At 26.9% G+C, this 24,690-nt stretch carries 22 protein-coding genes; 4 read left to right on the forward strand and 18 right to left on the reverse strand.

Going from position 1 to position 24,690, the window contains the following annotated elements; all coding sequences use genetic code 11:
• Positions 1-32: 32 nt before the first annotated feature.
• The 7 genes from thiI to NG901_RS09125 form a co-directional block, all read right to left on the reverse strand.
• On the reverse strand, positions 33-1,190 hold the full coding sequence (gene thiI, locus NG901_RS09095; RefSeq protein WP_252213803.1) for a tRNA uracil 4-sulfurtransferase ThiI: 1,158 nt from the start codon (positions 1,188-1,190) through the stop codon (positions 33-35).
• Positions 1,190-2,335, reverse strand: a complete 1,146-nt coding sequence (locus NG901_RS09100; protein ID WP_252213805.1) for a cysteine desulfurase family protein — start codon at positions 2,333-2,335, stop codon at positions 1,190-1,192. The genes thiI and NG901_RS09100 overlap by 1 nt, the downstream gene beginning before the upstream one ends.
• 564 nt (positions 2,336-2,899) lie before the next feature.
• Complete coding sequence (locus NG901_RS09105; RefSeq protein WP_252213807.1) at positions 2,900-3,751, reverse strand: DegV family protein; 852 nt, start codon at positions 3,749-3,751, stop codon at positions 2,900-2,902.
• Between the two features lie 269 nt (positions 3,752-4,020).
• Positions 4,021-4,458, reverse strand: a complete 438-nt coding sequence (locus NG901_RS09110) for an ACT domain-containing protein (RefSeq protein WP_252213809.1) — start codon at positions 4,456-4,458, stop codon at positions 4,021-4,023.
• Positions 4,455-5,354, reverse strand: coding sequence for a homoserine kinase (thrB, locus tag NG901_RS09115; protein WP_252213811.1), 900 nt, complete (start codon positions 5,352-5,354; stop codon positions 4,455-4,457). Before thrB ends, NG901_RS09110 begins: the two co-directional genes overlap by 4 nt.
• A gap of 3 nt (positions 5,355-5,357) precedes the next feature.
• Positions 5,358-6,821 (reverse strand): threonine synthase, encoded by a 1,464-nt coding sequence (thrC, locus tag NG901_RS09120; RefSeq protein ID WP_252213813.1) that lies wholly within the window; start codon positions 6,819-6,821, stop codon positions 5,358-5,360.
• 119 nt (positions 6,822-6,940) lie between these two features.
• Positions 6,941-7,879, reverse strand: coding sequence for a DUF6414 family protein (locus NG901_RS09125; protein WP_252213815.1), 939 nt, complete (start codon positions 7,877-7,879; stop codon positions 6,941-6,943).
• 271 nt (positions 7,880-8,150) lie between these two features.
• On the opposite strand from NG901_RS09125, the gene NG901_RS09130 reads away from it, so the two are divergent.
• Positions 8,151-9,134 (forward strand): alpha/beta hydrolase, encoded by a 984-nt coding sequence (locus tag NG901_RS09130; protein ID WP_252213817.1) that lies wholly within the window; start codon positions 8,151-8,153, stop codon positions 9,132-9,134.
• A gap of 264 nt (positions 9,135-9,398) precedes the next feature.
• On the opposite strand, the gene NG901_RS09135 is transcribed toward NG901_RS09130, so the two are convergent.
• The gene (locus NG901_RS09135; RefSeq protein WP_252213819.1) at positions 9,399-9,956 is read right to left on the reverse strand and encodes a DUF3867 domain-containing protein; all 558 of its coding nucleotides are present in this window, start codon (positions 9,954-9,956) and stop codon (positions 9,399-9,401) included.
• Positions 9,957-10,145: 189 nt separating this feature from the next.
• On the opposite strand from NG901_RS09135, the gene NG901_RS09140 reads away from it, so the two are divergent.
• Positions 10,146-10,916, forward strand: a complete 771-nt coding sequence (locus NG901_RS09140; protein ID WP_252213821.1) for an alpha/beta hydrolase — start codon at positions 10,146-10,148, stop codon at positions 10,914-10,916.
• A 411-nt stretch (positions 10,917-11,327) separates the two neighbouring features.
• Here NG901_RS09140 and NG901_RS09145 read toward each other — a convergent pair whose 3' ends face one another.
• The 8 genes from NG901_RS09145 to NG901_RS09180 form a co-directional block, all read right to left on the reverse strand.
• Positions 11,328-12,125 carry a sirohydrochlorin cobaltochelatase gene (locus tag NG901_RS09145; protein ID WP_252213823.1) on the reverse strand — a complete coding sequence of 266 codons (798 nt, stop codon included), beginning with the start codon at positions 12,123-12,125 and terminating at the stop codon, positions 11,328-11,330.
• Positions 12,115-13,398 (reverse strand): glutamate-1-semialdehyde 2,1-aminomutase, encoded by a 1,284-nt coding sequence (gene hemL, locus NG901_RS09150; RefSeq protein ID WP_252213825.1) that lies wholly within the window; start codon positions 13,396-13,398, stop codon positions 12,115-12,117. Before hemL ends, NG901_RS09145 begins: the two co-directional genes overlap by 11 nt.
• Before the next feature lie 194 nt (positions 13,399-13,592).
• Positions 13,593-14,558, reverse strand: coding sequence for a porphobilinogen synthase (hemB, locus tag NG901_RS09155; protein ID WP_252213827.1), 966 nt, complete (start codon positions 14,556-14,558; stop codon positions 13,593-13,595).
• A 2-nt stretch (positions 14,559-14,560) separates the two neighbouring features.
• A complete protein-coding gene (cobA, locus tag NG901_RS09160) occupies positions 14,561-16,036 on the reverse strand; it encodes a uroporphyrinogen-III C-methyltransferase (RefSeq protein WP_252213829.1) in 1,476 nt (491 codons plus the stop codon).
• A 214-nt stretch (positions 16,037-16,250) separates the two neighbouring features.
• Positions 16,251-17,123 carry a hydroxymethylbilane synthase gene (hemC, locus tag NG901_RS09165; protein ID WP_252213831.1) on the reverse strand — a complete coding sequence of 291 codons (873 nt, stop codon included), beginning with the start codon at positions 17,121-17,123 and terminating at the stop codon, positions 16,251-16,253.
• Between the two features lie 49 nt (positions 17,124-17,172).
• Complete coding sequence (locus tag NG901_RS09170; protein WP_252213833.1) at positions 17,173-17,847, reverse strand: NAD(P)-dependent oxidoreductase; 675 nt, start codon at positions 17,845-17,847, stop codon at positions 17,173-17,175.
• The gene (hemA, locus tag NG901_RS09175; RefSeq protein ID WP_252213835.1) at positions 17,805-19,010 is read right to left on the reverse strand and encodes a glutamyl-tRNA reductase; all 1,206 of its coding nucleotides are present in this window, start codon (positions 19,008-19,010) and stop codon (positions 17,805-17,807) included. Before hemA ends, NG901_RS09170 begins: the two co-directional genes overlap by 43 nt.
• 562 nt (positions 19,011-19,572) lie before the next feature.
• Positions 19,573-20,439: a ferredoxin-like domain-containing protein gene (locus tag NG901_RS09180; protein ID WP_252213837.1), complete on the reverse strand. Its 867-nt coding sequence runs from the start codon at positions 20,437-20,439 to the stop codon at positions 19,573-19,575.
• Positions 20,440-20,680: 241 nt separating this feature from the next.
• Between NG901_RS09180 and NG901_RS09185 the strand changes: the two genes are divergently transcribed.
• The gene (locus tag NG901_RS09185; protein ID WP_252213839.1) at positions 20,681-21,322 is read left to right on the forward strand and encodes an undecaprenyl diphosphate synthase family protein; all 642 of its coding nucleotides are present in this window, start codon (positions 20,681-20,683) and stop codon (positions 21,320-21,322) included.
• A 147-nt stretch (positions 21,323-21,469) separates the two neighbouring features.
• A complete protein-coding gene (locus NG901_RS09190) occupies positions 21,470-21,745 on the forward strand; it encodes a DUF1294 domain-containing protein (RefSeq protein ID WP_252213841.1) in 276 nt (91 codons plus the stop codon).
• A 214-nt stretch (positions 21,746-21,959) separates the two neighbouring features.
• On the opposite strand, the gene NG901_RS09195 is transcribed toward NG901_RS09190, so the two are convergent.
• Both NG901_RS09195 and metA read right to left on the reverse strand, forming a co-directional pair.
• Entirely contained in the window at positions 21,960-23,312 is a 1,353-nt protein-coding gene (locus NG901_RS09195; RefSeq protein WP_252213843.1) for a sodium-dependent transporter, read from the reverse strand.
• 357 nt (positions 23,313-23,669) lie between these two features.
• Positions 23,670-24,590 carry a homoserine O-acetyltransferase MetA gene (gene metA, locus NG901_RS09200; RefSeq protein WP_252213845.1) on the reverse strand — a complete coding sequence of 307 codons (921 nt, stop codon included), beginning with the start codon at positions 24,588-24,590 and terminating at the stop codon, positions 23,670-23,672.
• Positions 24,591-24,690 lie beyond the last annotated feature (100 nt).

The raw sequence follows: 24,690 nt of genomic DNA on the forward strand, positions 1-24,690 counted from the left end.
TAAATATTTGTTGATAAAAACAGAACCAAATATTAATAAATAATAACCTCCATTTCATCAATAGCTTTTCTTACAAGTTCATTTATATTTAGTCTCTTTTCTTCTTCTCTTATTGAATCAACTCTTGGTTTTGTTTTTGGATGTTTAGGCACAAAAATAGTGCAACAATCTTCATAAGGTAATATTGATGTTTCATATGTTTCAATCTTTCTTGCTATATCCATTATATCTGTTTTATCCATAGCTATTAATGGTCTAAAAACAGGTCTATCTGCACAATCATTACTTACTATAAGACCTTCCATTGTTTGACTTGCAACTTGACCTATACTTTCTCCAGATGTTACTGATTGAATTCCTTTTTCCTCTGCTATTTTACAAGCAACTCTCATCATAAATCTTCTCATTATTATAGTAAGTTCATCTTCTCTACACTTCTCTAAAATTTCCATTTGTATTTCAGTAAATGGAACAACATATAAATTTATCTTTTCAGTATATGAAGCTAAGATTTTTGCTAGCTCTTTAACCTTATCTTTAGCTCTTTCTGATGTATATGGATGACTATGATAGTAAACACAATTTAATTCTACACCTCTTTTAGCCATAAGATACCCTGCTACAGGTGAATCTATTCCTCCTGATAGCATAAGTATCGTGCTTCCATTCATACCATATGGTAGTCCTGCTACTCCTTTTTTAATGTCTGTATTAGACCATACATATGCATTTTTATTTCTTATTTCAACATTTATTAAAATATCTGGAGTTTTTACATCTACACTTATTTCTTTATCACAATTATTTAATATATAAGCTCCTATATCCCTTGATATATATGTTGAATTTTCACCAAAATTTTTATTAGCCCTATTAGTGTTTACTTTGAATGTTTTTCCTTTAGCTTCATTAAGTTTTTCAAGTCCTGCTTTTTTTATACAATTCATATCCATCTCTACTACATCTACTAATGCTACTTCAGATATGCCAAAAACATTACTTAATCTCTTAATACTCTCATCAATTTTATCAGTTTTTATAAAATACCTGCCACTATCTTGTATAAATTCTATTTTTATTCCTTCTAGTTTTTTTCCTATATTATCTCTTAATCTCTTTTCAAATTTATTTCTATTTAGTCCTTTTAAAAATATTTCTGGTGCATATTTAACTAAAATTAATTTTTCCATTATCTCTTCATTCTCCTTAAAAATTTAAGACCTTTTTCTAAGACTTCTATCACATAATCTACTTCTTCTTCAGTATTATCATAAGAAAATGAAAATCTAACACCGCCTAAAATTTCATCTTTAGTTAAATTCAGAGCTTTTAAAACATAGCTCCCACTATTTATCCTACCTTTAGAAGAACATGCCGATCCTGTGGATACATATATATTTTCTTCTTCTAAAAAATGCAATAAAACCTCTCCTCTAACTCCTTTAAATGATATATTTAGTATGTACGGTGAGAAATCATCATTCAATAAACTGTTAATTTTAATATCTTTAAACAATTCTAATTTTTCAATAAATCTTTGTTTTATTTTGTAGACTTTATTATAGTTACTATTCAAATTATCATTTACTATTTTAGCCGCTACTGACATCCCCATAATTCCTGATATGTTTTGAGTGCCTGCTCTAGCTCCAAATTCTTGTTCACCACCTTCAATTAACGGATTTAATATATTTGACTTTTTAATATACATAAACCCACAACCTTTTGGACCATAAAATTTGTGACTACTAGCAGTTAAAAAGTCTATATTCATTTCTTTTACATCTAACTTAAGTTTCCCATAACTTTGAACTGCATCCACATGAAATTTAGCTCTACTGCTATTTTCTTTTATTAGCTCACCTATTTGTTTTAAATCTTGTATTACCCCAACTTCATTATTAACATGCATTATTGATACAAGTGCAGTTTCTTTAGTTATAGAATTTTTAAGATCATTTAAATCTACTTTTCCATTACTATCTATTTTTAAATATGTTATCTCAATTCCATTGCTTTCCAAATTCTTTATTGTATTTGCAATTGAACTATGCTCAAATGGTGTTGTTATAAAATGAGCGCCTTTTTTTAATATACCTTTAATTACTTGATTATTTCCTTCGCTTGCACCAGAGTTAAAATATATTTCATTTTCATTTGCATTTATTGTCTTTGCTAAAACTTCTCTACATTCTTTAAGCTTTCTTTCACTTTTCAACCCTAATCGATGAAGAGAAGAAGGATTACCATAATACTCTTTCATTCCATAAGTGACTTCTTCTATAACTTCATTTAAAGGTTTAGTAGTTGCACTATTATCAAAATAAACTTCCATTATTTTTTCGTCCTTTCATTAAATATATGGCTTATTAATCATTAGATTTTTTTATTGTATTTTAAGAATATTTAAAATAACGCTTGTTCATGAGAAGCTTTATTAAATAAATAGTATACATAATATTCTTAGATCAAAACTTTCTCTCAATAAGTAATCATTGTTTTATACTAATTATTATTTTACACTACAATACTAAAATTGTCTCAAAATAAGCCTAATCTTTTTTTATATTTTGTACTAATCTTTTTAATTTATTAGTTTTATAAAAGCTTTTGTAAAACTTACTTCACCACATTTTAGATTAAAGTTTCTAATTTTATATTTCGCCACACTTTTTAATCTTAAATTTTTTTATTTCTTAATAATAAAAGGTTATGTTTTAGCAGCCTGTTGATATATGTATAAGCAAAGTGAATTTAGTAATTGAACTTAGGAATACTAAAAATTAATATATCAACACATATTTAAAACACAGCCTAATAAAAAAATCGCTAAATTTAAATTATTAATAATTTAAATTTAGCGATTTTAATTAAACTTGTCTTTGTTATATATAAGAATTTAACATTTAGTATAGTATGCAACCCCCATACTGCCTGGACCTACATGTAATCCTATTATAGGGCCTATATATTGAATAGTAACAGGTATATCTAATTTTTCTTCTAGTCTTTTAGCAAGTTCTAATCCTTCACTTTCACAATTAATATGATGAACTATAACTTCGCCTAAACCTTTTTCTTTAACATTCTTTATAACTTCATTTACTATTGTATCAACTGCTTTTTTCTTTGTTCTTACTTTATCAAATACTGTAGTTTCCCCATTCTCTACTGTTAAAATAGGTCTTATTTGAAGTATTGTTCCAAGTAAAGCAGAAGCTCCGCCTATTCTTCCACCTTTTTTTAAATACTTTAGTGTATCTGGTACAAATAAAAATCTACTATTTTCTTTTACTTGTATTGCTGCTTTAACAACTTCATTTATACTATTTCCAAATTTAGCACTTCTTGCAGCCTCCAACACTTGATATCCCATCTGCATACAATTAGTTGTTGAATCTATTAGCTCTATTTTTGCATCAGGATATTCTTCTAAAATCATTTCACGAACTAAATTAGAACTTGAATATGTTCCACTCATCTTTGATGATAAAAATATTCCTACAACATCATGTCCATTAACTACTTTTTCCTTAAATATTTTAAAAAGTTCATCAATACTTGGTTGTGATGAAGTTGGAATTTCATTGCTTTTTTCCATCTCTTCATAGAATTCTTTGTTATTTAAATCAATTTCTTTATAACTTTTTCCATTTAAAATAACATTCAATGAAGCAATTGAAATATCATATTCTTCAAGTAATTTTTGTGGAATACAACTAGTACTGTCTGTTACTATCTTTACTGCCATGGTTATCCCCCTAATATATGTAATTTTTATAACTACAATTATATCATATTTATTAGTTATTTCCCTATATTATCGGTTTCTAATCTATATTTTTACACATTAAGAAAAAGACGTAGTAATATATAATGTTCGTATATTACTACGCCTTCTTCTTGTTAATAAATTAGATTTATTTATACTAAATTATTTATATTTAGTAACATTTTAATAAATCTTATTAAAATGTTACCTTATAAGCCCCTTTTAGTTAATCACATAACTTTTTAAATTTATTCCATTGCTACAAATTCTATTTTTTCAACATGTTGTATTCCTGACAAACCATTTAAAAGTGTTTTTATATCTCCTATTAATGTAGACATATCAATTGTAACACTTATATTTGCTATTCCATTTATAGGTATACCTTGATTTATAGTTAGTATGTTACCACCTTGTTCTGAAATATAATTTATTATTCCAGATAAAACCCCTGTTTGATCTTTAACTATTAAATTGAAAGTCACTTTTTTGCCTTGAGAAGTCTCTGCAAAATCAAATATATAATCTTTATATTTATAATATACACTTCTACTTATCCCTGCTATTTTCGTAGCTTCAGTAATTTCTTTGACCTTGCCATCTTTCAATAGCTTTTGAGCAAAAACAACTTTTTCATAAACATCCGGTAAAACTCTTTTGTCTATAACTAAGTAATTTCCTTTCATCGACAATCTCCTTTTATTACAAATGCCCCCTTGTTATCTGCTTGTAATTCTAAAACTCCCCATTTAATACTATGATCTTCTAAATATTGCTTAATATTATTGCTAAAGCCATTAGCCCCATTATCGATTATAGACATAATAGTTGGTCCTGCACCACTCAAATAGCACCCTAATGCTCCAAGCTCATAACATTTATTATAAACGTCATCAAAGTGAGGTATCAACTCTTTTCTATAATTTTGATGAAGTGCATCATTACAAGCACTTCTTATTAAATCATATCTATCAGTAGCAAAGCAAGAAATCATAAGTGCTGCTCTCCCAATATTATAAATTCCATCTTGTCTTGAAATTTGTTTTGGAAGAACTTTTCTTGCTTCTTCAGTAGATAATCTGAAATCAGGTATTATAGTTATAAATTTAACTTTATCTTTAATTTCTATTTTATTATATACAGTCTTATTATTTTCAATTATTGCAACAACTATTCCCCCAAATAGAGCTGGTGCAACATTATCCGGATGACCTTCTATTTCAACAGCCATTTCTAATAGTTCATCCTTTGAAAATTTTCCCCCTAAAATTTCATTAGCTCCAACTAATCCCCCAATTATGCAGCTAGAGCTACTTCCAAGTCCTCTTGATATAGGTATATCTTGCTTTAATATAGATATTTCAAGCCCATTGATTACATAACCTGCCTTATTAAAGCAATACTTCATAGCTTTATATATTATATTATCTTCATTACAAAATTCTTCTGGTATCCCATTAAAATTTAATCCATCATTTATTTCTCTAAAGGCAAATTCATTATATAATTCTACTGCCATTCCTATTGAATCAAATCCTGGTCCCATATTTGCTGACGTAGCTGGCACTCTAACTTTAATCATAATTTATCCTTCAATTCCAAGATAAGAAAGTAATGCTTTTTTCATCTCAGACTTATCCCAAACTTCATCATGAAGAATTTCATATTCCGATAAATTAACCAAACTATATGGTATATTGTTTTTTGTAATTTCAGATAACTTCTTTAATACCTCAAAATCATCAATTTCATCATTTGAAATATTTAGTGCTTTACAAATACTTCTTGGGAATTTAAATGGACTAGCAGTTGATGCTATCAACACTTCTTTAGTATCATTAGTTTCTGCTTGATATTTATTTTTAACAACATAACCAACAGCCGTATGAGTATCCATTAAGTAATTATCTTTTTCATAAACTTCTTTTATTGCATTAGATACTTCTTCTGTTGTAGCATATTCTCCATAAAACTCTTTCATAAATTTTTTCATGTCATCATTTATTTCGTATACGCCATTTTCATTCAATGAATTCATAAGATTATTTATAACTTCTGAATTTCGTCCACTTGCCTCGAATAACAATCTCTCAAGATTAGATGATACTAAAATATCCATTGATGGTGATTCCGTTAATACAAGTTCACGTCTCTTATCATAAATACCGCTTTTAAAGAAATCTGTTAAAACTTTATTTTCATTTGAAGCACAAATAAATTTATCTATAGGAAGTCCCATTTGTTTCGCGTAGTATGATGCTAATATGTTTCCAAAGTTCCCTGTTGGAACTACTACATTAATTTTTTCATCTTGTTTTATAACCCCTTTTTTCACCAAGTTGAAATACCCATAAAAATAATATACTATTTGTGGAACTAATCTCCCTATATTTATAGAATTTGCAGATGATAAAGCAAATCCTTTCTTTAATAAGTTATCTTTAAAATCATTATCTCCAAATATTTGTTTTACAGATTTTTGTGCATCATCAAAATTTCCATTTATGCCGATAACTTTAACATTATTGCCTTGTTGAGTTATCATTTGTCTTTCTTGTATAGCACTTACACCTTTCTTAGGATAATATACCACTACTTTAAATCCATCAACATTTTTAAATCCTTCTAAGGCTGCTTTTCCTGTGTCTCCTGATGTCGCTGCTAATATTACTATATCTTCCTCTTTATTGCAAATCTTTTTTGCTCTTTTCATTATCTGTGGAAGAAATAGTAATGCTGCATCCTTAAATGCACAAGTTGGACCATGATATAATTCTAAAAAGTTATTATGTACCTTAACTTCAAACCTATTATTATATGATTCATTAATTGCGTTCTTTAAATCTTCATCATCAATATCAGTAAAATATTCATTAATAATTTCAAATGCTAATTCTTCATAACTAAATTCCTTTTTATTCTTTAATGATGAATATACACTAGGAAAACTTTCAGGTACATAAAGTCCTCCATCTTTAGAAATTCCATTTATTATTGCCATTGCAGAGGATACCCCATATTCCACTCCTCTAGTACTTATAAATTCCATTCAATCACCCCAATTTCTTTATCTAATTATATATGCCTTTTCTTAATATATATATATTATCATGTCCTTATACAGAAAACAAGTGTTTTTATTTTAAATACAAATAAGCATAACTATTCTCAGATAGAAATGCTTATTGGCATTAATTGTATTCCCTTATTTTCAACTTTGCAACAAGGTCTTTCAGGTACTATTATCCCATTATCTTTTAAACATTCTAAAAGCGAATCACAATAATTTAAAAGATCTTCATAAAACTTTTCTGTACCTGTTTTTCTTAAAAAATTTATACATCCTGATCCACAGCATGTTTTTACTACCTTGCCAATTACTTTACATTCACAATTTATTTTATCAAAGATATTATAATCGTTATTCATAAAATTGTTTTTATTAACAGTTAAAACAGTAGTACAATCCCCTGTGGTCATAATTAAATCCTCAGTATTATTTAAAGTCAGTGTTCCTTTTAAGTTATTTAATAATTTTAAGAGAACTGAAAAATTTATAAATTTATATTTTTCTTTATCTAATAATGGATCTAATTTGTCACACCCTATAGCACTTAATAAAGCAATTAAAGTTTCTACATAAGACACAATTGATTGATTAGTTATTTGTCCTGTGATTTCTACTAATTCTCCTGATTCAACTTCATCGTTTAATATATTAATAGCATTTCTAGAATGCAATATTTCCCCTTTATTAAAAAAATTATTAAGATTTCCATTAAGAACAAATGTTGTATATGTCCTACGTATTTCTTCTTCTAACCTTACGTTTCCTGTACCATTAAAATCTTTCCATACTTGATTATGCTGTTCTGCATTTACCAAATTGCCTTTATTTTCATCTCTATATCCTTCTCTTTCGTTTTTTCCTTCAGTTTCCTGTTGAAAAGAACCACTCCTACTATCAAAATGAACTCCTTCAGAAACTTTTGCATCTCTAATTCTTTTTTGAATTCTTGTATCTATATAACCTGATAAAACTAAAGAAGATAAATTTCTAACTAAGTTTTCATCTAAATATATAAGTATATCAAAAGGATTATTCATATATTCTCTCCTTATAAAAAAATCACTAAGCGACTGTAGAGCGTTTATTTTTTTACGCATCTGCCTTTTTAAATTCATTTGAAAAAATCTAGCAGGCGACTGTATTCTCTATTTTTATTATCTATAAATTATTTATATGATTTCTATTAACATATTATTTCTCCTAAAATCTTAAATAAATCATATATATTTATTAAATTAATACATAGTATAATCATTATATACTTATGATATAATAGTTATTATATTAATTTTAAGTTGTGGTGTTTTTATGCGTATTATAAAAAAAATTTTTAAATTTTCATTAATAATTATATTAATTTTAAGTATTAGCTTAGGAATAATCTTTAGAAAAAAAATTCAATTAACTTATACTATTGTTAAAGATGTAATTTCTTTAAAAGATAATTTTTCGTTAAATAAAGAATTTGAATTCTCACCGACTAATGATGTAGATTATAAAGATATAATCTATAAAGATACTAATAATGTACAATTAAAATTAGATATTTATAAACCTTTGAAAAATATCTATAAGAGTTCTCCTGTAATTCTATATGTACATGGTGGAAGTTGGGTATATGGTGATAAGAGCATTCCTCAATTTATCACTCCAATACTAGATATATTTAGAAATAATGGATTTACTATAATAAGTACAGAATACGAACTTATGCGTTCGCATGAAAATTTCGAAAAACAAATATGTGATATAAAAGATACTTTAAGATGGATTTACAAAAATAGCGAAGACTATAATATGAATCCAAACCAAATTGGAATTATAGGTATGTCATCTGGTGCTCATTTATCATTGATGAGTGCATATACTTCAAATGATGATTTTACTGATGATGTAGATTTAGCTAAGTATCCTTCAAAAGTGAAATATGTCATTGATTTTTTCGGTCCTACAGATCTTAATTTGTTAGATACATCTGATTTGAATTGGGACTTAACAAATATTTTTAATTCTATAAATGATAGAAGCTCTATAGCCTCTGAATTTAACCCTATTAATTATATTAATTCTAACATTCCAGATACTTTGATAATTCATAGTAAGAGTGATTCCCTTGTTCCTTATGAAAGTTCTTTAGACTTATATAATAAATGTGTTGAGGAAAAAGCATCTGCTCAATTAGTACCTTTAGAAGGTACTTCACATGATATGTCAAACATATTTACACAAGATATAATCGATCTAACCAAAGAAGTATTAAAGTTTATAGTAAAAAAATCTCCATTATATTAATTAATATAATGGAGATTTTAATTTTAGGATATGTGTTGATATATGCAATGGGGAAAGTGGCATATATCAACACATGATTATAGCATTGCTCCTTTATCAATAGATATATCTTTTTAAAATTGTTCCTTATGCCCACATACTTTTCTTTCATAGTTAAAACTACTCTATCATAGTGCTTCTTATTTCTTATTTCCATATAAAAAGTCCTCTTCTAAACAATAGGTTTTAATATATTCTTTGTTTAAAAGAGGGTTTTATTCACATTTAATATTCATATGATTTAATGTTTTCAGATAATACAACTTTTAATTTATCATTTTCTATAACTTTTTTATATGAACATATAAATTCATTTAATTCATTATCACTTAAATCTATCTTTTGAAGACTTATTAACCTCATTTGATCTTCTTCTATTAATGCTGTTAGATTATTTTTCTCATTACTTATTGTGTATTCAGATACTGTTTTCACTTTAATTCTGCTCTTATATTTTTCTTGAAATCCCATGGTTTTTCTAATAGACTCATAACCATTTGGCATTTTATTTAAATTTATACCTGCCATTTTTAGTTGTTCTTCAATCATAGAAGAGTCTATTCCATATCTCTCTAAGAATTTCTTCTGTATATTTAATAACTTATCTTGTGAAATGTTATTTTCTCCCATATATGTCATGATATTTTTAGAAAAATCTTGCATTGTTAAATTTCCAGCAGCTAATTCATAATACATAGAATAAATATAACTTTCAAATTTATCTACATCTTTATCCTTAGCTTTATTTTTCAACTCATTAAAATCTATAATTTTGTCATCCATATATACTCCTCCTTATTTATCATTATATACTAATACACTTATTTATATATTAACAAATCTATTTATTAGTGTAAATTTTTAAATTTATAAATTATTTTACAATATACACTATATAAATTCTATGGTAAGTATTATAATATATCTCATAAAAATACTTAAAATATAATTTTTAGGAGGATATAATTACTTATGATTATTTCACAATTTCTAAATTCATTTGATGGGACTAAGCTTTATGTAAGAAAAAGCTTAGTTGATAATGCTAAAGCAGTGCTTATTATAGCTCATGGCTTAACCGAACATTGTAATCGTTATGAACATTTGATTAAAAATTTAAATATGGATGGTTTTAGTACTTATCTTTTTGATCATAGAGGACATGGAAAATCTCATGGTACAAGAGGTCATTGTAATAACTTTGATGAAATAATTCAAGATATAAATTTTATGGTAGATATAGCAAAAAAAGAAAATAAACATCTACCAATATTTTTAATTGGACATGATTTAGGGGGATTAGCTATAGCAGAATTTGCAATAAACTATCCCAATAAAGCTAGTGGACTTATTATGTCTAGCGCTTTAACAAATAATACTAATGATACTTATATTGCAAATGATGTAGAAAAACTAATTTGTAGTGATAAAAATGTAGTAAATAATTATATTAAAGATTCTTTAATATTAAAAGAAGTCTCAGATAGCTTATATACTGAAATTCAAAAAGCTCTTAAATCTTTAAATAAAGATTTACATAAATTTGAATTTCCAGTATTAATTCTTCACGGAAAAGAAGACAAGCTTGTTTCATGTAAAGATTCAGAGAAATTCTATAATGCAATAAAATCATCTGATAAAACAATTAAAATTTATGATGGTTTATATCATGAAATTCTTAACGAACCTGAACGTGATTATGTGATTGATGATATTAGCCAATGGATAAAATCACATTTATAACATATCAATATTCATTAAACATATATCCACATAAAAAAACATTATAATTATTGGCTATGTTTTAAAACAGTGTTGATATATGCAATAGGTGAAGTGGCATTGTAAATGGACTTTTAGAACCCTTAATGAGTATTGTTACATTTACTGCTTGTCCTAATTTTATATTGGGAACAAGCTAAAATGGAACTATACTCATTTTAGTGTTCTTAAGTGAGAGTCGAAATTTTATATTTCGCTCCTCGAACTTACTCAGCGAAGTCGAGTTTCCTTTTTACATTCCGCCCACTTTGCTTATGCATATATCAACACTCTGCTAAAACATAGCCTAATTATTAAACCTAAAAGAACTAAATCTGATAGATTAATTTAATCATTCAGATTTAGTTCTTTTATATTGTTACCATTTAATAATTATAATTTATTTATTAACTCTTTAATATTTTCTATATATAATCTTTTTACACTTAAAAGTTCTGTTAAAGATTTATTAAAACATGTTACTTTTACACCTTTAGCTTCTATCATACACTTCCATGAATCCTTATTTTCTCCAAATATATCTTTAGTAATATGCTTACCAGATACTGATAAAAATGGTACTATAGTTATTTCTTTTATTTGTCTTATTATAATTTTATCTAAAATTTCATTTATAGAAATTTTTCCTTCTAAAGTTCCTATAAGTACATTTTCATAATTCATATTTAATAATTCTTTTTGAAACATGCTATATACAATATCAGATTTATTTGTTGTACCATGACCTATTAATAATAAATTTTTATCTTTAGGTAATTCATTTTTTATACCGTCTACTATATTACTAAATACCATTCCTTTAGATTTATTATCTAATTGTAAAATAGGATTTCCTAATATAATTTTATTAAACTCATGACTATATTTAGAAACAAATTCTTTTATTTTCTCATACTCATTTCCATGAAGTACATTTAAAGGCATTATTATAATATCCGTACAATCCTTTAATTTTGCACCTCTTAAAGCTTCCTCAAAATGTAATATATAAATACCAAAATCATTTGATAATTTTCTTAGTATTATTTTAGATGTAAAACACTTAAAAACTAAATATTCACTTCCATAAACTTCTCTTATCTCATTTTCTATTGGATCTATACATTTTTTTATAGCTTCGGTATTTGATGTACCAAAACTAACTAATATAATAGCTTTATTATTTTTCATTTACAGAAAACCTCTTAAATGCATCTAAGAACTCATCAATATGTTCTTCTGTATGCTTTACACTTAAAAACATAGCTTCAAATTGTGATGGTGCAATATTAAAGCCTTCATTTAACATGTGTTTAAAATATCTTTTAAATCTTTCGTTATTACAAGTTTTCACATCTTCATATGTATTTACTTTTTCTAATTCTGTAAAGAATAATGTTAACATTCCACCAACCCTATTTATTGTTAATGGTACATCATTTTCTTTTGCTATTTCTATAAGACCTTCTTGAAGTTTTTTACCCATTTTTTCAACATGATCATATAATTCCATATTATTTTTCAGCTTAGTTAATGTAGCAAGTCCTGCTGCCATTACAATAGGATTTCCTGACATTGTTCCTGCTTGGTAAACTCCTCCACATGGAGATAACTTTTCCATTATTTCTTTCTTACCAGCATATGCTCCACATGGAAGACCGCCACCCATTATTTTGGCATATGTAATTAAATCAGGCTTAACATCAAATAATGTTTGTGCTCCCTTAAATGCCACTCTGAATCCTGTCATTACTTCATCAAATATAAGCAATGCACCATATTCATCACATAAAGATCTTAATTCCTTAATAAAATCTTCGTTGGCCTTTATAACACCCATATTTCCTGCAACTGGCTCTATGATAACAGCAGCAATTTCATTTCCTTGCTTTTTAAAAAGTTCTTTTATTTGAGTTTTATCATTATATAGTCCTATTAATGTGTTTTCTACACTTTCCTTTGGTACTCCAAGAGATCCTGGAATTCCTTCTGTAAGTACTCCTGAACCTGCTTCTATTAAAAATCCATCAAAATGTCCATGATAACATCCTGCAAATTTAACTATCTTACTCTTTCCAGTATATCCTCTTGCAAGCTTTACAGCACTCATAGTAGCTTCTGTACCTGAATTAACCATTCTTATCATGTCTACATTATCTAAATTTTCACACATAAATTTACTTAGTTCTAATTCTAACTTAGTTGGTGCTCCAAAAGCTAAAGCATTTTCACATGTTTCTTTAATAGCACTTACTACATCTTCATCACAATGTCCTAAAAGTAGTGGCCCCCATGCTAAAACAAAATCTATATATTCTTTTCCGTCTTCATCTTTAATAATTACGTCTTTTCCTGACTTTATAACTGGAGGATTCATTCCCATCTCTTTAAAACATCTAACAGGACTATTTACTCCACCTGGCATATATTTCTTTGATTCTTCGAATATCTCTAAACTATTCATTATATTCACTCCCTGTACATATCATTAAAATACTTGTAATAAAACTTAATTTTACTCAATATATTCAATAAAAAGTGGATAATTGAGAGTTTCAGTTAAAACTCCTAAAGACTTTCTAAAAAATATATTTTAAAATTCTACTAGGAATTTTCTCCTTAACTCTACACTTTCCACTATCAATTCTCAACTAAAATTTATCTATTTAAAATTTGTGCCGCTTCTAATGCATGATAAGTTATTATTATATCTGCTCCAGCTCTCTTTATTGAAGTTAAAATTTCCATTATTATTCTTTCTTCATCTATAAGTCCTTGTTTGCCTGCTGCTTTAACCATTGCATATTCACCACTTACATTATAAGCTGCAAGAGGCATCTTAAAGTTTTCTTTGCATTCTCTAATTACGTCTAAATAAGGTAATGCTGGCTTAACCATTATAATGTCGCAGCCTTCTTCTATGTCTTTTTCTGTTTCTCTTAATGCTTCTAATCTATTGGCTGGATCCATTTGATAAGTTTTTCTATCCCCAAATTCTGGTGCTGATCCTGCTGCCTCCCTAAATGGTCCATAAAATGCTGAACAATATTTTGCAGAATAACTCATTATACTTACGTTTTTAAATCCATTGTCATCTAATGCTTTTCTCATAAATCCAATTCTACCGTCCATCATATCTGAAGGTGCTACCATATCAGCTCCTGCCTTTGAATGAGATACTGCAATTTTTCCTAAGTATTCAAGTGTCTCATCATTATCTACATCGGATTCATGAATTATTCCACAATGTCCATGAGATGTGTATTCACACATGCAAACATCTGTTATAACAAGTAGTTCTTTATTTAACTCCTTAATCTTTCTTACAGCTTGTTGAACAATTCCGTTATCATTATATGCTTCACTTCCACAAGCATCTTTATGCTCTGGAATACCAAATAAAAGCACTCCTGCAATGTTAGCTTTTTCAACTTCTGCAATTACTTCATGTAATCTATCTATTGAATAATGATAATTATCTGGTAAAGAAGAAATTTCTTTCTTTATATTTTCTCCTTCTACAACAAATATAGGATATATAAAATCCTTAGTATGTAGTGTAGTTTCTCTTATCATATCTCTAATAGCTGATGTTGCTCTTAATCTTCTACCTCTTTTTATCATAATTACGCCTCCATATCTTTTACAAATGACTCAATTTCTTTTAAAAATCCATCTTGTGAATGCTCCTTACAAATATAAGCCTTTATTCCTAACTCTTCAAGTGGTTTATTAGTTCTAGTGCCTATTGCTATAACTTGTTTTTCTTTAATAGCATCTAAGCCAACCATATCTATCATGTTATATACAGTTGATGGGCTTGTAAAAAATACTATATCAACTTCATCAAATGCTCTTTTATTTCTTACTCTTCCTTTTACTGTATCATAAATAAATACTCTATCTACATTAGCACCTACATTAGATAATTCATCTGCTATATCTGACTTTGCTAATGATGAACATGGAATAAGTACTTTTTCATTTTCTTTAACATGTGGTTTTAACACTTTTATTAATCCAGCACCTATAAATTCTCTAGCTTTCACAAAACATATTATACCTCTTCTTTCAAGAGCTTGCCATGTTGCTTTACCTATAGCTGATACTTTAGCTTGTAATTTTCTTATATCATATTTCTTTTCTATTAAATAGTCAAAGAATATATCAACTGAATTCACAGAAGTAAATACTATATGATCATAATTTTCTAAATCATCCATATAGATATCTAAATTACTAGCTGTACTTTCTATTTCTATAGCACTTAAAGCCGTAACTTCAGCACCCATATCTCTTAACTTTTGCTTTAAAGTAGCTGCTTGTTTTTGAGATCTAGTTACACAAATATTTTTGCCAAACAAAGGTTTATGTTCATACCAAGCTAAGTCTTCATTTAAATTAACCACTTCACCAATAACAATTATACATGGTGATTGTAATTTAGCTTCCTCTACTTTTTCACATATATTCTCTAGAGTTCCAACTACCTTCTTTTGCTTACTTGAAGTTCCTCTCATAACAACTCCACAAGGTGTAGAAATATCTTTTCCATTTAATACAAGTTCATGTACTATGTTTTCTAAATTGCTTAATCCCATCATAAATACTAAAGTTCCTTCTTCCATAGCTAATGCTTTGAAATTAGACTTAATATGTTTTGCTGACATTCCAGTTACAACATGAAAACTTTGAGCTATTCCTCTATGAGTTATTGGGATTCCTGCATAATTTAATACTGCTATTGGAGAAGTTACTCCTGGTATTACTTCAAACGGAATATTTTCTTCCTTAAGAGCTAATACTTCTTCTCCTCCTCTTCCAAAAACATAGGGGTCTCCACCTTTAACTCTTCCAACTATATGACCTTTTTTTGCTAATTTTACTAGCATTTCATTTATTTCTTCTTGTGTTTTATAATGTGCTCCTGGTTCTTTTCCACAATAATAAATTTCACAAGAATCGCTTAAATAATTTAAAATATTATTTGAAACTAATCTATCATATAAAACTGCTGTACATTCTTTTAATTTGTTCACAGCCTTTATAGTTAATAACTCTTCATCTCCTGGTCCTGTACCTATAATATATACTTTATTCATAATCTATTTTTAATAAGATGTTATGCCTACTACATAAACCTCTTATTAATTCTAAGCCACCTTTCAGTAAATTTTCAATATGCACCTTAAATGAATATCAATGTTTTAGTATAAAAGCTATCTATAGTTAGAGTTTGTTTTTTATAATTTTTGAAATCAAACTTCCTCTATGATTATCATTATATTAAAACATCAATATCATACTTAAATAACATTATTCTAATATTTTTTGTGCTAATTTCTTTCCTAATTCAATATTATTAGTTTTGCATCCTAAAATATCTTTTTTAACTATTTTTCCACCTATATCATATATTCCAATCATGTATAAATCATCACCTTGAATTTCTGAATAAGCTCCAATAAGGCTATGACAATCACCTTGTAATTCTTTCATAAAACTTCTTTCAGCTTCCACAGTTAAAGTTGCTTCTGCATCTATTAAAGCTTCAAAATATTTATTAGCATCCCCATCTTTTAAGCACTCAATTCCAAGTGCCCCTTGAGAAACTGCTGGCAAAAATTCCTTTGGGTCAAAATAATCTGTTATTAAATTTTCATCACCAAGTCTTTTAAGACCTGCTGCTGCTAGCACGATTCCATCTAAGTTTTGTTCTTCCATTTTCTTTAATCTAGTTTGAACATTACCTCTTATAGGTACTATCTCTAAATCATTTCTTAGCAGTTTTAGTTGTGCTGCTCTTCTTATACTACTTGTTCCAACTTTAGCACCTTGTTTAAGATCTTTAAATGAGATATCTCCATTTGAAATAAATGCATCTCTAATATCTTCTCTTCCTGTTATAGCTGTAATCTCAAATTCACTACTAACTTCAAAAGGAACATCTTTCATGCTATGAACTGCAGCATGAGCTTCCTTATTTAAAAGAGCAAGTTCGATATCCTTGACAAAAAGTCCTTTACCACCTATTTTATTTAATGATACATCTAGCTTTCTATCTCCCTCAGTTACTATAAGTAATTTTCTACCATTTATATTAAATTTTGATTTTAATTTATCCATAATTATTTCAGTTTGAACTTGAGCCAACTTACTTTTTCTAGTTGCTATTATTAATTCATTCATTATTCTTACTTCTCCTTTATCTATCGAAATTTTTAACTTAAAATATAATCTATATTAATTTATTTAATATTTCTTCTTCAAAGTAAAGTTTTAATACTAATTCCTCTTTATGATTGTCATAAAAAAACTTAAAATCATCGCAAGAAATAAAATCTATTATCTCTTTTTTATATTTTGAAAGATTTATAGCTTTATTTCTAATCTTAGTTGTTAAAGCTATAAAATCATCATAACTTTCTAATAGATCTTGTACTTTATTTGCAAGCATTACTGAACCTTTAGGATTTCCACCATTTGTATTTAATGCAAAAGTTATATTTTTAAGATTTCTTTGAACAGGTATAACACCCATGCCATTCTTAAAACTTGAAGAGTCTATATATATTTTATAATTCTTATCACAATATTTTTTTATATTATCGTTAATTTCTCTATCATCTATTGTTATCAGAACTAAATGTTTATTTTCTAAAAACTCATAATTAAACTGATTTTTTATTAAAATCAGTCTTTCTTTAAATTCTTCACATAAACTTATTACTTCTTCACAAAAATCTTTTGAAATGACTTCAACATAGCAGCCTATTTTTAAAAAATGTTTAATCTTTATAAATCCAGCTCTTCCTCCACCAATCACACCAATATTTATTTTATAAGAAAATAGTGAAACAAAGGAATAATCTATTTTTTCTCCATAAATATGCTCTTTATTATTCTTAAGCATTCCTCTTCACTTCCCTTTAAAGTTTCTTCTTTCATTACCTCTATAGCTCTATTTATGTAATAGTCAGATGTACTCTTTATCATTTTATTCGCTAAGTCAATATCATTTTTGTCTTTACATTTATTTTTAAATGTAGTCATTCTCTTATCATATATTTCTTTAGAAGTTACTTTTAACTCTTCTATTAATGGAGTGATACTTCTTAGTCTTTTCCATTCATAATACTCATTTAAGTATTTCTCTAAAATAAATTTATTTGAATCCATCTTATCAAAACGCATTTTTTTATTACCATCATTTATGTGACTTATATTATCTATGTTATAAACCTCAGCTCTATCTATATAATTAATCTCATCATCAACATCTCTTGGAACTGCTAAATCATAAATTAGTATTTTGTTTCCTACTTCATTTATATCCTGCTCTTTTATAACTATATGAGGTGCTGATGTACATGAAATTACGCAGTCCATATCATTTATGTATTTATTTTTTTCTTCAAAATCTATTACTTTTACTCTATCATCAGTAATTCCAGTCTTTATTTTCTTATTTCTAACTGCTAAATAGACTTCATTTATATTATGTGCAAGTAAATATTTCATAGTTAAACGTCCTACATCACCATATCCTAATACCATGAATTTTTTACATTCTTTATTAATAGATTCATTTACAACTATTGATGCTGATGATACTGGAATTTCAAATAATCTCGATTGACTTTTAAACTTTTTCCCACATGTTATAGCATATTGAAATAATCGTTGTAGTTCTAAATTAAGAGCTTTTATATTTAAAGACTTAAAATAAGAACTTTTTACTTGACCTAGAATTTGATCTTCCCCTAATATTTTTGAGTGAAAACCACAAGTCACTTCAAATAAATGCTTACATGCTCTTTTATCTTCTGATATAAAAACATGTTCTTTATAACTATAGTCCCAATTCAAAACTTCAAAAATCTTTTTTAATAGTTCTTCATTAATATAAGAAACATTAAAATAAATTTCTGTTCTATTACAAGTTGCAAGTATGATAACTTCATCCAAATATTGTAACAAACTATTTAGATACTCATCATGTTTGTTTGCTTTTATAGTTAATTTTTCCCTAATTTCTATTGGTGTATTCTTTTTTATTCCTAATACTGCTATCATTATTTTTCCACCTTGTATAATTATTTAAATATTTATATGTTCTAATTTAATATACTTATTTTATATTAAAACATATAATAAAAAAAGCAAAATTCTAATTTATAATAATTATTTTTTAATATAAATTACATTTTATTACTTTATTTGTATTAAATGTTGTTATAATAGTCTTTCTTAGAACAAAATCGCTAAGGCGACTTTGGAGCCGTCGATTTTTTTAGCCATGCGCCCTTTCCAAACGCAGTGCAGGAATAATGGTGCGGCATATGATTATTTTTTATTCTTTAGGGGTACTCATAATACCTTTAAAACACATTATTTTAAAAGTTATCCACAAATTTTTTAATAATATAAATTCCTAAAGAATAAAATATTATTACGATAAATACCATTTAGCCTTTTTTATATGTATCTTTTCAATTATTATAATTAATTACTTCTAAAGTAACATCATAATTTTCCATATATTAAAAAGTTCAAGTTGTCTAATTAATTACCACTTGAACTTTTAATTCCTTTATAAATATTATTTCAGCTCCATTTTAAGTGAATATTGATATTTTTAAATAGATGATCTATTTAAAACATTATTTATAAATTCTTCTTTTCCTATTCTATCCATAACTTTAGAAATTCTTTCACCAGGTTGTCCTACTTCTCTATAGTAGTCAACAATTTTATCAACCATTGGAATTATTTCTTCTTCTTTAAATATCTTTCCTAAAGAGTCTCCAATTCTCATTCCTCTACCGAATCGTCCACCAACAAAGATTTCTCCACCTTTTTCTTTTGCAACAGCTGCGCCTAATTTGCATTCTCTTACGCATCCACCACAATTAACACATAAATCTTTATTATGTATTATCTTTTTATCAACTACTTCTAAAGCTTTTTGTCTACAAGCCTTAACACATAGTCCACATCCAATACACTTTTCTAAAACAAACTCAGGTACTGTTCTTCCCATAATACCAATATCATTTATATTAGCCTTTGCACAATTGTTAGCACAACCAACTACTGCTAATTTACATTTATGAGGGGTATCTGTTCCAAAATACTTATCTTCTAATTGTCTACATATTTCTTGTGTATTAATATTTCCATGAAGACATACAGTACCTTTACAAGATACTAATGGTCTAAATTTTTGCCCTGTACCACCATGTCTTAAACCTAACTTCTTTGCTTCTTCAATAACTTTTTCTACATCTTCATCTTTTATCCAAGGCACTTCAATTTGAAGTCTTGTTGTCATTCCGCAATAATCTCTACCATACTTTTTAGAAATAACATTTATATTGTTTAATTCCTCTACTGTAAAATTACCTGCTCTACCTAAAAATCTTACTGCAAAATGTTCTTTGTCATTTTGTAATAAAAAACCTAAAGCTTTTAATTCCTTTTGTCTTTTTGCATTAACTGCCATATATATGTCCTCCCTAGAAATAAATATATTTATTTACGTTAATTTTATATAAATAAAATTTTTAATAAACTCTTCTATACTATCTTAATAAATAAATTAATTATACTCTAATACTTTTTAATATATATTTATCATAACTAAATACCTATATGTGTATTTTTAACTATATTGGATATACTTATATTTATAGATTAATATTTTTAAATCACATTAAAATTTTATTACATTAGGAGATAAAAAAATGAGAATTCCAAAACATATAGGCGTCATTCCAGATGGAAATAGACGTTGGGCTTTAGCTAACGGATTAACAAAAGATAAGGGGTATTCCTTCGGTATAAATCCTGGCCTTGAAGTTTTTAAATTGTGTCAAAAAGAAGGTATATCTGAAGTAACTTTTTATGGATTTACAGTAGATAATACAAAAAGACCTAGTGAGCAAAAAATAGCCTTCACTGACGCTTGCATTGAATCTGTTAAATTACTCACAAAAGAGAATTGTGAAATATTAGTTTTAGGAAATACAGATTCAAAATTATTTCCTAAAGAACTATTACCATTTTCAAAAAGAACTACTTTTGGAACTGGTGGAATTAAAGTTAATTTTTTGATGAACTATGGTTGGGAATGGGATTTAAATATCTTAAAAGAAAATGATTCATCTCATAAGGGGATTATACCTTATATACACTCTAAAGATATTTCCAGAATAGACCTGATTATAAGATGGGGTGGAAGAAGAAGACTTAGTGGTTTTTTGCCGGCTCAATGTGTTTATTCAGATTTTTATGTAATAGACTCATATTGGCCTGCATTTAAAGAGCATGAATTTTATGATGCATTAAATTGGTATAACCATCAAGATGTAACTCTTGGAGGCTAAATCAATTATTAAAACTTATAATATTCATATAAAAACTGATATTTATATAAAAAGCTATTTTATTTAATTGTGAAATAGCTTTTTTTTGAGTTCATACTTATGCTAAGATAAATAATATACTATATTATTTACACTGAGGTGAAAATTATGATTAAAATCTTTATTATATATTTACTATTTATAAATTTCATTGGTTTTTCTATTATGTTTATTGATAAAAATCGTGCAATACACAAAGAATGGCGAATTCCTGAAAAAACTCTAATTGTAATCTCCTTAATTGGTGGTTCTATTGGTATGCTTCATGGAATGTTTACTTTCAGACATAAAACTAAACATTTAAAATTTACACTAGGGGTCCCTACTATTCTAATATTTCAAATTGTATTTATTATATATTTATGTAATTACATTAAAATTTAATTAATTTCTTCTATAAATAAGAATAATTAAGTAGAACCAAATGAATGCTCCACGCTTTTTAGTTCAGAGTGAAGATATGAAAATTGAGAGTTAAAGAATAAAAAAATAAGGCTTTGCAATTATATCAAAGCCTTATTTTTGTTAATATTAAATATTTAACCAGTCGAGCTTAGTTGTGCATATTATAAAACACTACTAAAGCATTGACTTTAATTTAAATAAATGATTTTAAAAATACTACTATAATAAGTATTGGTGATATGTATTTAATAATAAAAATTAAAGCTTTTACTATTGCTTCATTCTTTAATATTCCATTATTACTTAATTGATCTATTAAATACTTTTTATTTATAAAGTATCCAGCTAATAAAATTATCAACAATCCATTTATAGGTAAAAATATCTTAGATACAAGCACATCACATAAATCAAAAAATGATAATCCCAATATTAGTTTATCACCTAAAACACCTTCTGCATTACCTGATAGTGCTGCTAACGATCCAATTCCTAATAATATTATTATATTTAATATTATTGCTCTCTTTCTTTCTATTTTTAATTCTTCTGTAAAAAATGCAATTAAAACTTCTAATAATGATAACATCGCCATTGTAGCTGCCATTGCAGTAAGAGCAAAGAACATAATTACCAAAATCCAACCGCCTGGCATTTTAGCAAATATTAATGGAACTGTATTAAATAATAATCCTGGACCACTACTTGGTTCTAATCCAAATGAAAAAACTGCTGGAAATATAGCAAGGCCTGCTATTAATGATACTAAAGTATCTGATATTGCTACCTTTCCTGCTGTACCAATCAAGTTATTATCATCAGTATAATAACTACTATATGTAATCATTGCTCCACTTCCAACTGATAGCTTAAAAAATGCTAATCCTAATGCTGAAAGTACAACTCCAATATGTACTTTTGAAAAATCAGGTTTAATTAAAAAATTCACACCTTCTATAGCATTTGATAATGTTAAACTTCTAAAAGCACATACTAAAAGAAGTAAAATTAAAACAGGCATTAAGGTTTTTGTTAACTTTTCAATGCCACCCTTAACCCCTAAAACTAATATTATTCCACCAACTGATAATGCAATTAACTGCCAAATAATTGGAGCTATAGGTCCTACACTTGTATTATAAAATATATTACTTGCAGATTCTAATGTTACTCCCTTTAATGACCCTGTTACCGCTTTAAATACATATGAATAAACCCATCCAACAACTACTGTATAGAAAAACAACATAAAATATGTTGCTAGTATTGCAAAAATACCTATAACTTTAAAGCCCTTTTTATCCGTAATCTTTGAAATTGCTCCATATACGTTTCTTCTAGTACCTCTACCTATTACAAATTCACTAATAAGTACAGGTAATCCTACTAAAGCAACACATATTAAATATATAATAATAAATGCTGCTCCACCATTTTCTCCTGTAATATAAGGAAACATCCATATATTACCTAAACCTACAGCGGAACTTAATGTTGCTAAAAAAACTGTTAAACTTGATGAAAATTTCTCTCTCTTCTGTTCCACACTAATCCTCCGTTTACTTTTTATAAATTAGACATTATAAATTAGACATTTGAAAATACTTATCAATGTGTCCTTTTAAAATCATTTATATTCTAACATTAAAAATTATCATTTGTAACATTTTTAGATAAAATACATTATTTTTTTTAATTTTATAAAGAATTGCCGAAAAAAACAAGCTTTTTTATTAATTTAATTAATTTTTTTAAACATCCTTAAATAATACTATTATTATAGTAACGATTTATTCGTTGAAAGTTGATAAGTGATAGTTAAAAATTATGTTTAAAAGTATAATATAGAATTTTTTATTTTTGTGTACATTGAAATAAGCTGTGTTTAAAAACACAGCTCTTATTACTTAGAGATATCATTGATGTTATACGGAGTATTTTGATATACACAATAATTTAACCAATTACCAAATATTATATTAGAACTACCTCTCCATGTAAATTTAGGAGTACTATTTATATCGTTATCTACAAAATAATTTTGTGGTATATCTATATTATCTCCCTTTTCCCTATCTCTCATATATTCTTCTTTTAATGTATTTCTATCATACTCAGGATGACCCATAAAGAATATTTTTCTTCTATCTTTAGTAGCTACAATAAAGATACCCGCCTCTTTGGATTCCGATAAAATTTCCAATTCTGAAATTTTACTTATATCTTCTTTTTTTACTTCTGTATGTCTAGAATGTGGTGCATAAAATATATCATCAAGTCCTCTTGTTAAATCGGCATTTTCATCATTTACCCAATGAGAAAATACTCCAAAAATTTTCTTTTCTAATTTATATTTTGGTATATTATAGTGATAATATAATCCTGCTTGAGCTCCCCAACATATGTGCAATGTTGAAAAAACATTGGATTTACTCCATTCCATTATTTGAGTTAATTCATTCCAATAAGTAATATCCTCAAATGGCATTTGCTCAACAGGTGCCCCAGTTATTATTAAGCCATCAAACTTTTCATCTCTTATATCATCAAAATAAGTATAAAACTTTTCCAAATGTTCTATTGGAGTATTTTGTGAAACATAACTTTTAGTTTGAATAAGCTTAACCTCAACTTGTAATGGTGTATTAGATAAGTGCCTCAATAATTGATTTTCTGCTAAAATTTTTTTTGGCATTAAATTAAGAATTGCAATTTTTAATGGTCTTATATCTTGAGTCTTAGCTCTATTATCATTCATGACAAAAATATTCTCGTTAGATAATACTTTAAATGCTGGTAATTCTGTTGGAATTTTTATAGGCACTAATAAAGCCCCCCTTCTTATTTGTGCTTTTATAAATTCTTTTAAAATTTTTGTTATTTACAAATTATTATACCAAAAAATTAATATTTATCAATAATTA

The sequence above is a fragment of the Clostridium sp. CMCC3677 genome (genome assembly GCF_023845585.1).
Classification (GTDB): Bacteria; Bacillota; Clostridia; order Clostridiales; family Clostridiaceae; genus Clostridium; species Clostridium aquiflavi.

Excerpts from the sequence above, each read along its gene's own strand:
- thiI (WP_252213803.1), bottom strand. The coding sequence starts at position 1,190 with ATGGAAAAATTAATTTTAGTTAAATATGCACCAGAAATATTTTTAAAA.
- NG901_RS09100 (WP_252213805.1), bottom strand. The coding sequence starts at position 2,335 with ATGGAAGTTTATTTTGATAATAGTGCAACTACTAAACCTTTAAATGAA.
- NG901_RS09105 (WP_252213807.1), bottom strand. The coding sequence starts at position 3,751 with ATGGCAGTAAAGATAGTAACAGACAGTACTAGTTGTATTCCACAAAAA.
- NG901_RS09110 (WP_252213809.1), bottom strand. The coding sequence starts at position 4,458 with ATGAAAGGAAATTACTTAGTTATAGACAAAAGAGTTTTACCGGATGTT.
- thrB (WP_252213811.1), bottom strand. The coding sequence starts at position 5,354 with ATGATTAAAGTTAGAGTGCCAGCTACGTCAGCAAATATGGGACCAGGA.
- thrC (WP_252213813.1), bottom strand. The coding sequence starts at position 6,821 with ATGGAATTTATAAGTACTAGAGGAGTGGAATATGGGGTATCCTCTGCA.
- NG901_RS09125 (WP_252213815.1), bottom strand. The coding sequence starts at position 7,879 with ATGAATAATCCTTTTGATATACTTATATATTTAGATGAAAACTTAGTT.
- NG901_RS09130 (WP_252213817.1), top strand. The coding sequence starts at position 8,151 with ATGCGTATTATAAAAAAAATTTTTAAATTTTCATTAATAATTATATTA.
- NG901_RS09135 (WP_252213819.1), bottom strand. The coding sequence starts at position 9,956 with ATGGATGACAAAATTATAGATTTTAATGAGTTGAAAAATAAAGCTAAG.
- NG901_RS09140 (WP_252213821.1), top strand. The coding sequence starts at position 10,146 with ATGATTATTTCACAATTTCTAAATTCATTTGATGGGACTAAGCTTTAT.
- NG901_RS09145 (WP_252213823.1), bottom strand. The coding sequence starts at position 12,125 with ATGAAAAATAATAAAGCTATTATATTAGTTAGTTTTGGTACATCAAAT.
- hemL (WP_252213825.1), bottom strand. The coding sequence starts at position 13,398 with ATGAATAGTTTAGAGATATTCGAAGAATCAAAGAAATATATGCCAGGT.
- hemB (WP_252213827.1), bottom strand. The coding sequence starts at position 14,558 with ATGATAAAAAGAGGTAGAAGATTAAGAGCAACATCAGCTATTAGAGAT.
- cobA (WP_252213829.1), bottom strand. The coding sequence starts at position 16,036 with ATGAATAAAGTATATATTATAGGTACAGGACCAGGAGATGAAGAGTTA.
- hemC (WP_252213831.1), bottom strand. The coding sequence starts at position 17,123 with ATGAATGAATTAATAATAGCAACTAGAAAAAGTAAGTTGGCTCAAGTT.
- NG901_RS09170 (WP_252213833.1), bottom strand. The coding sequence starts at position 17,847 with ATGCTTAAGAATAATAAAGAGCATATTTATGGAGAAAAAATAGATTAT.
- hemA (WP_252213835.1), bottom strand. The coding sequence starts at position 19,010 with ATGATAGCAGTATTAGGAATAAAAAAGAATACACCAATAGAAATTAGG.
- NG901_RS09180 (WP_252213837.1), bottom strand. The coding sequence starts at position 20,439 with ATGGCAGTTAATGCAAAAAGACAAAAGGAATTAAAAGCTTTAGGTTTT.
- NG901_RS09185 (WP_252213839.1), top strand. The coding sequence starts at position 20,681 with ATGAGAATTCCAAAACATATAGGCGTCATTCCAGATGGAAATAGACGT.
- NG901_RS09190 (WP_252213841.1), top strand. The coding sequence starts at position 21,470 with ATGATTAAAATCTTTATTATATATTTACTATTTATAAATTTCATTGGT.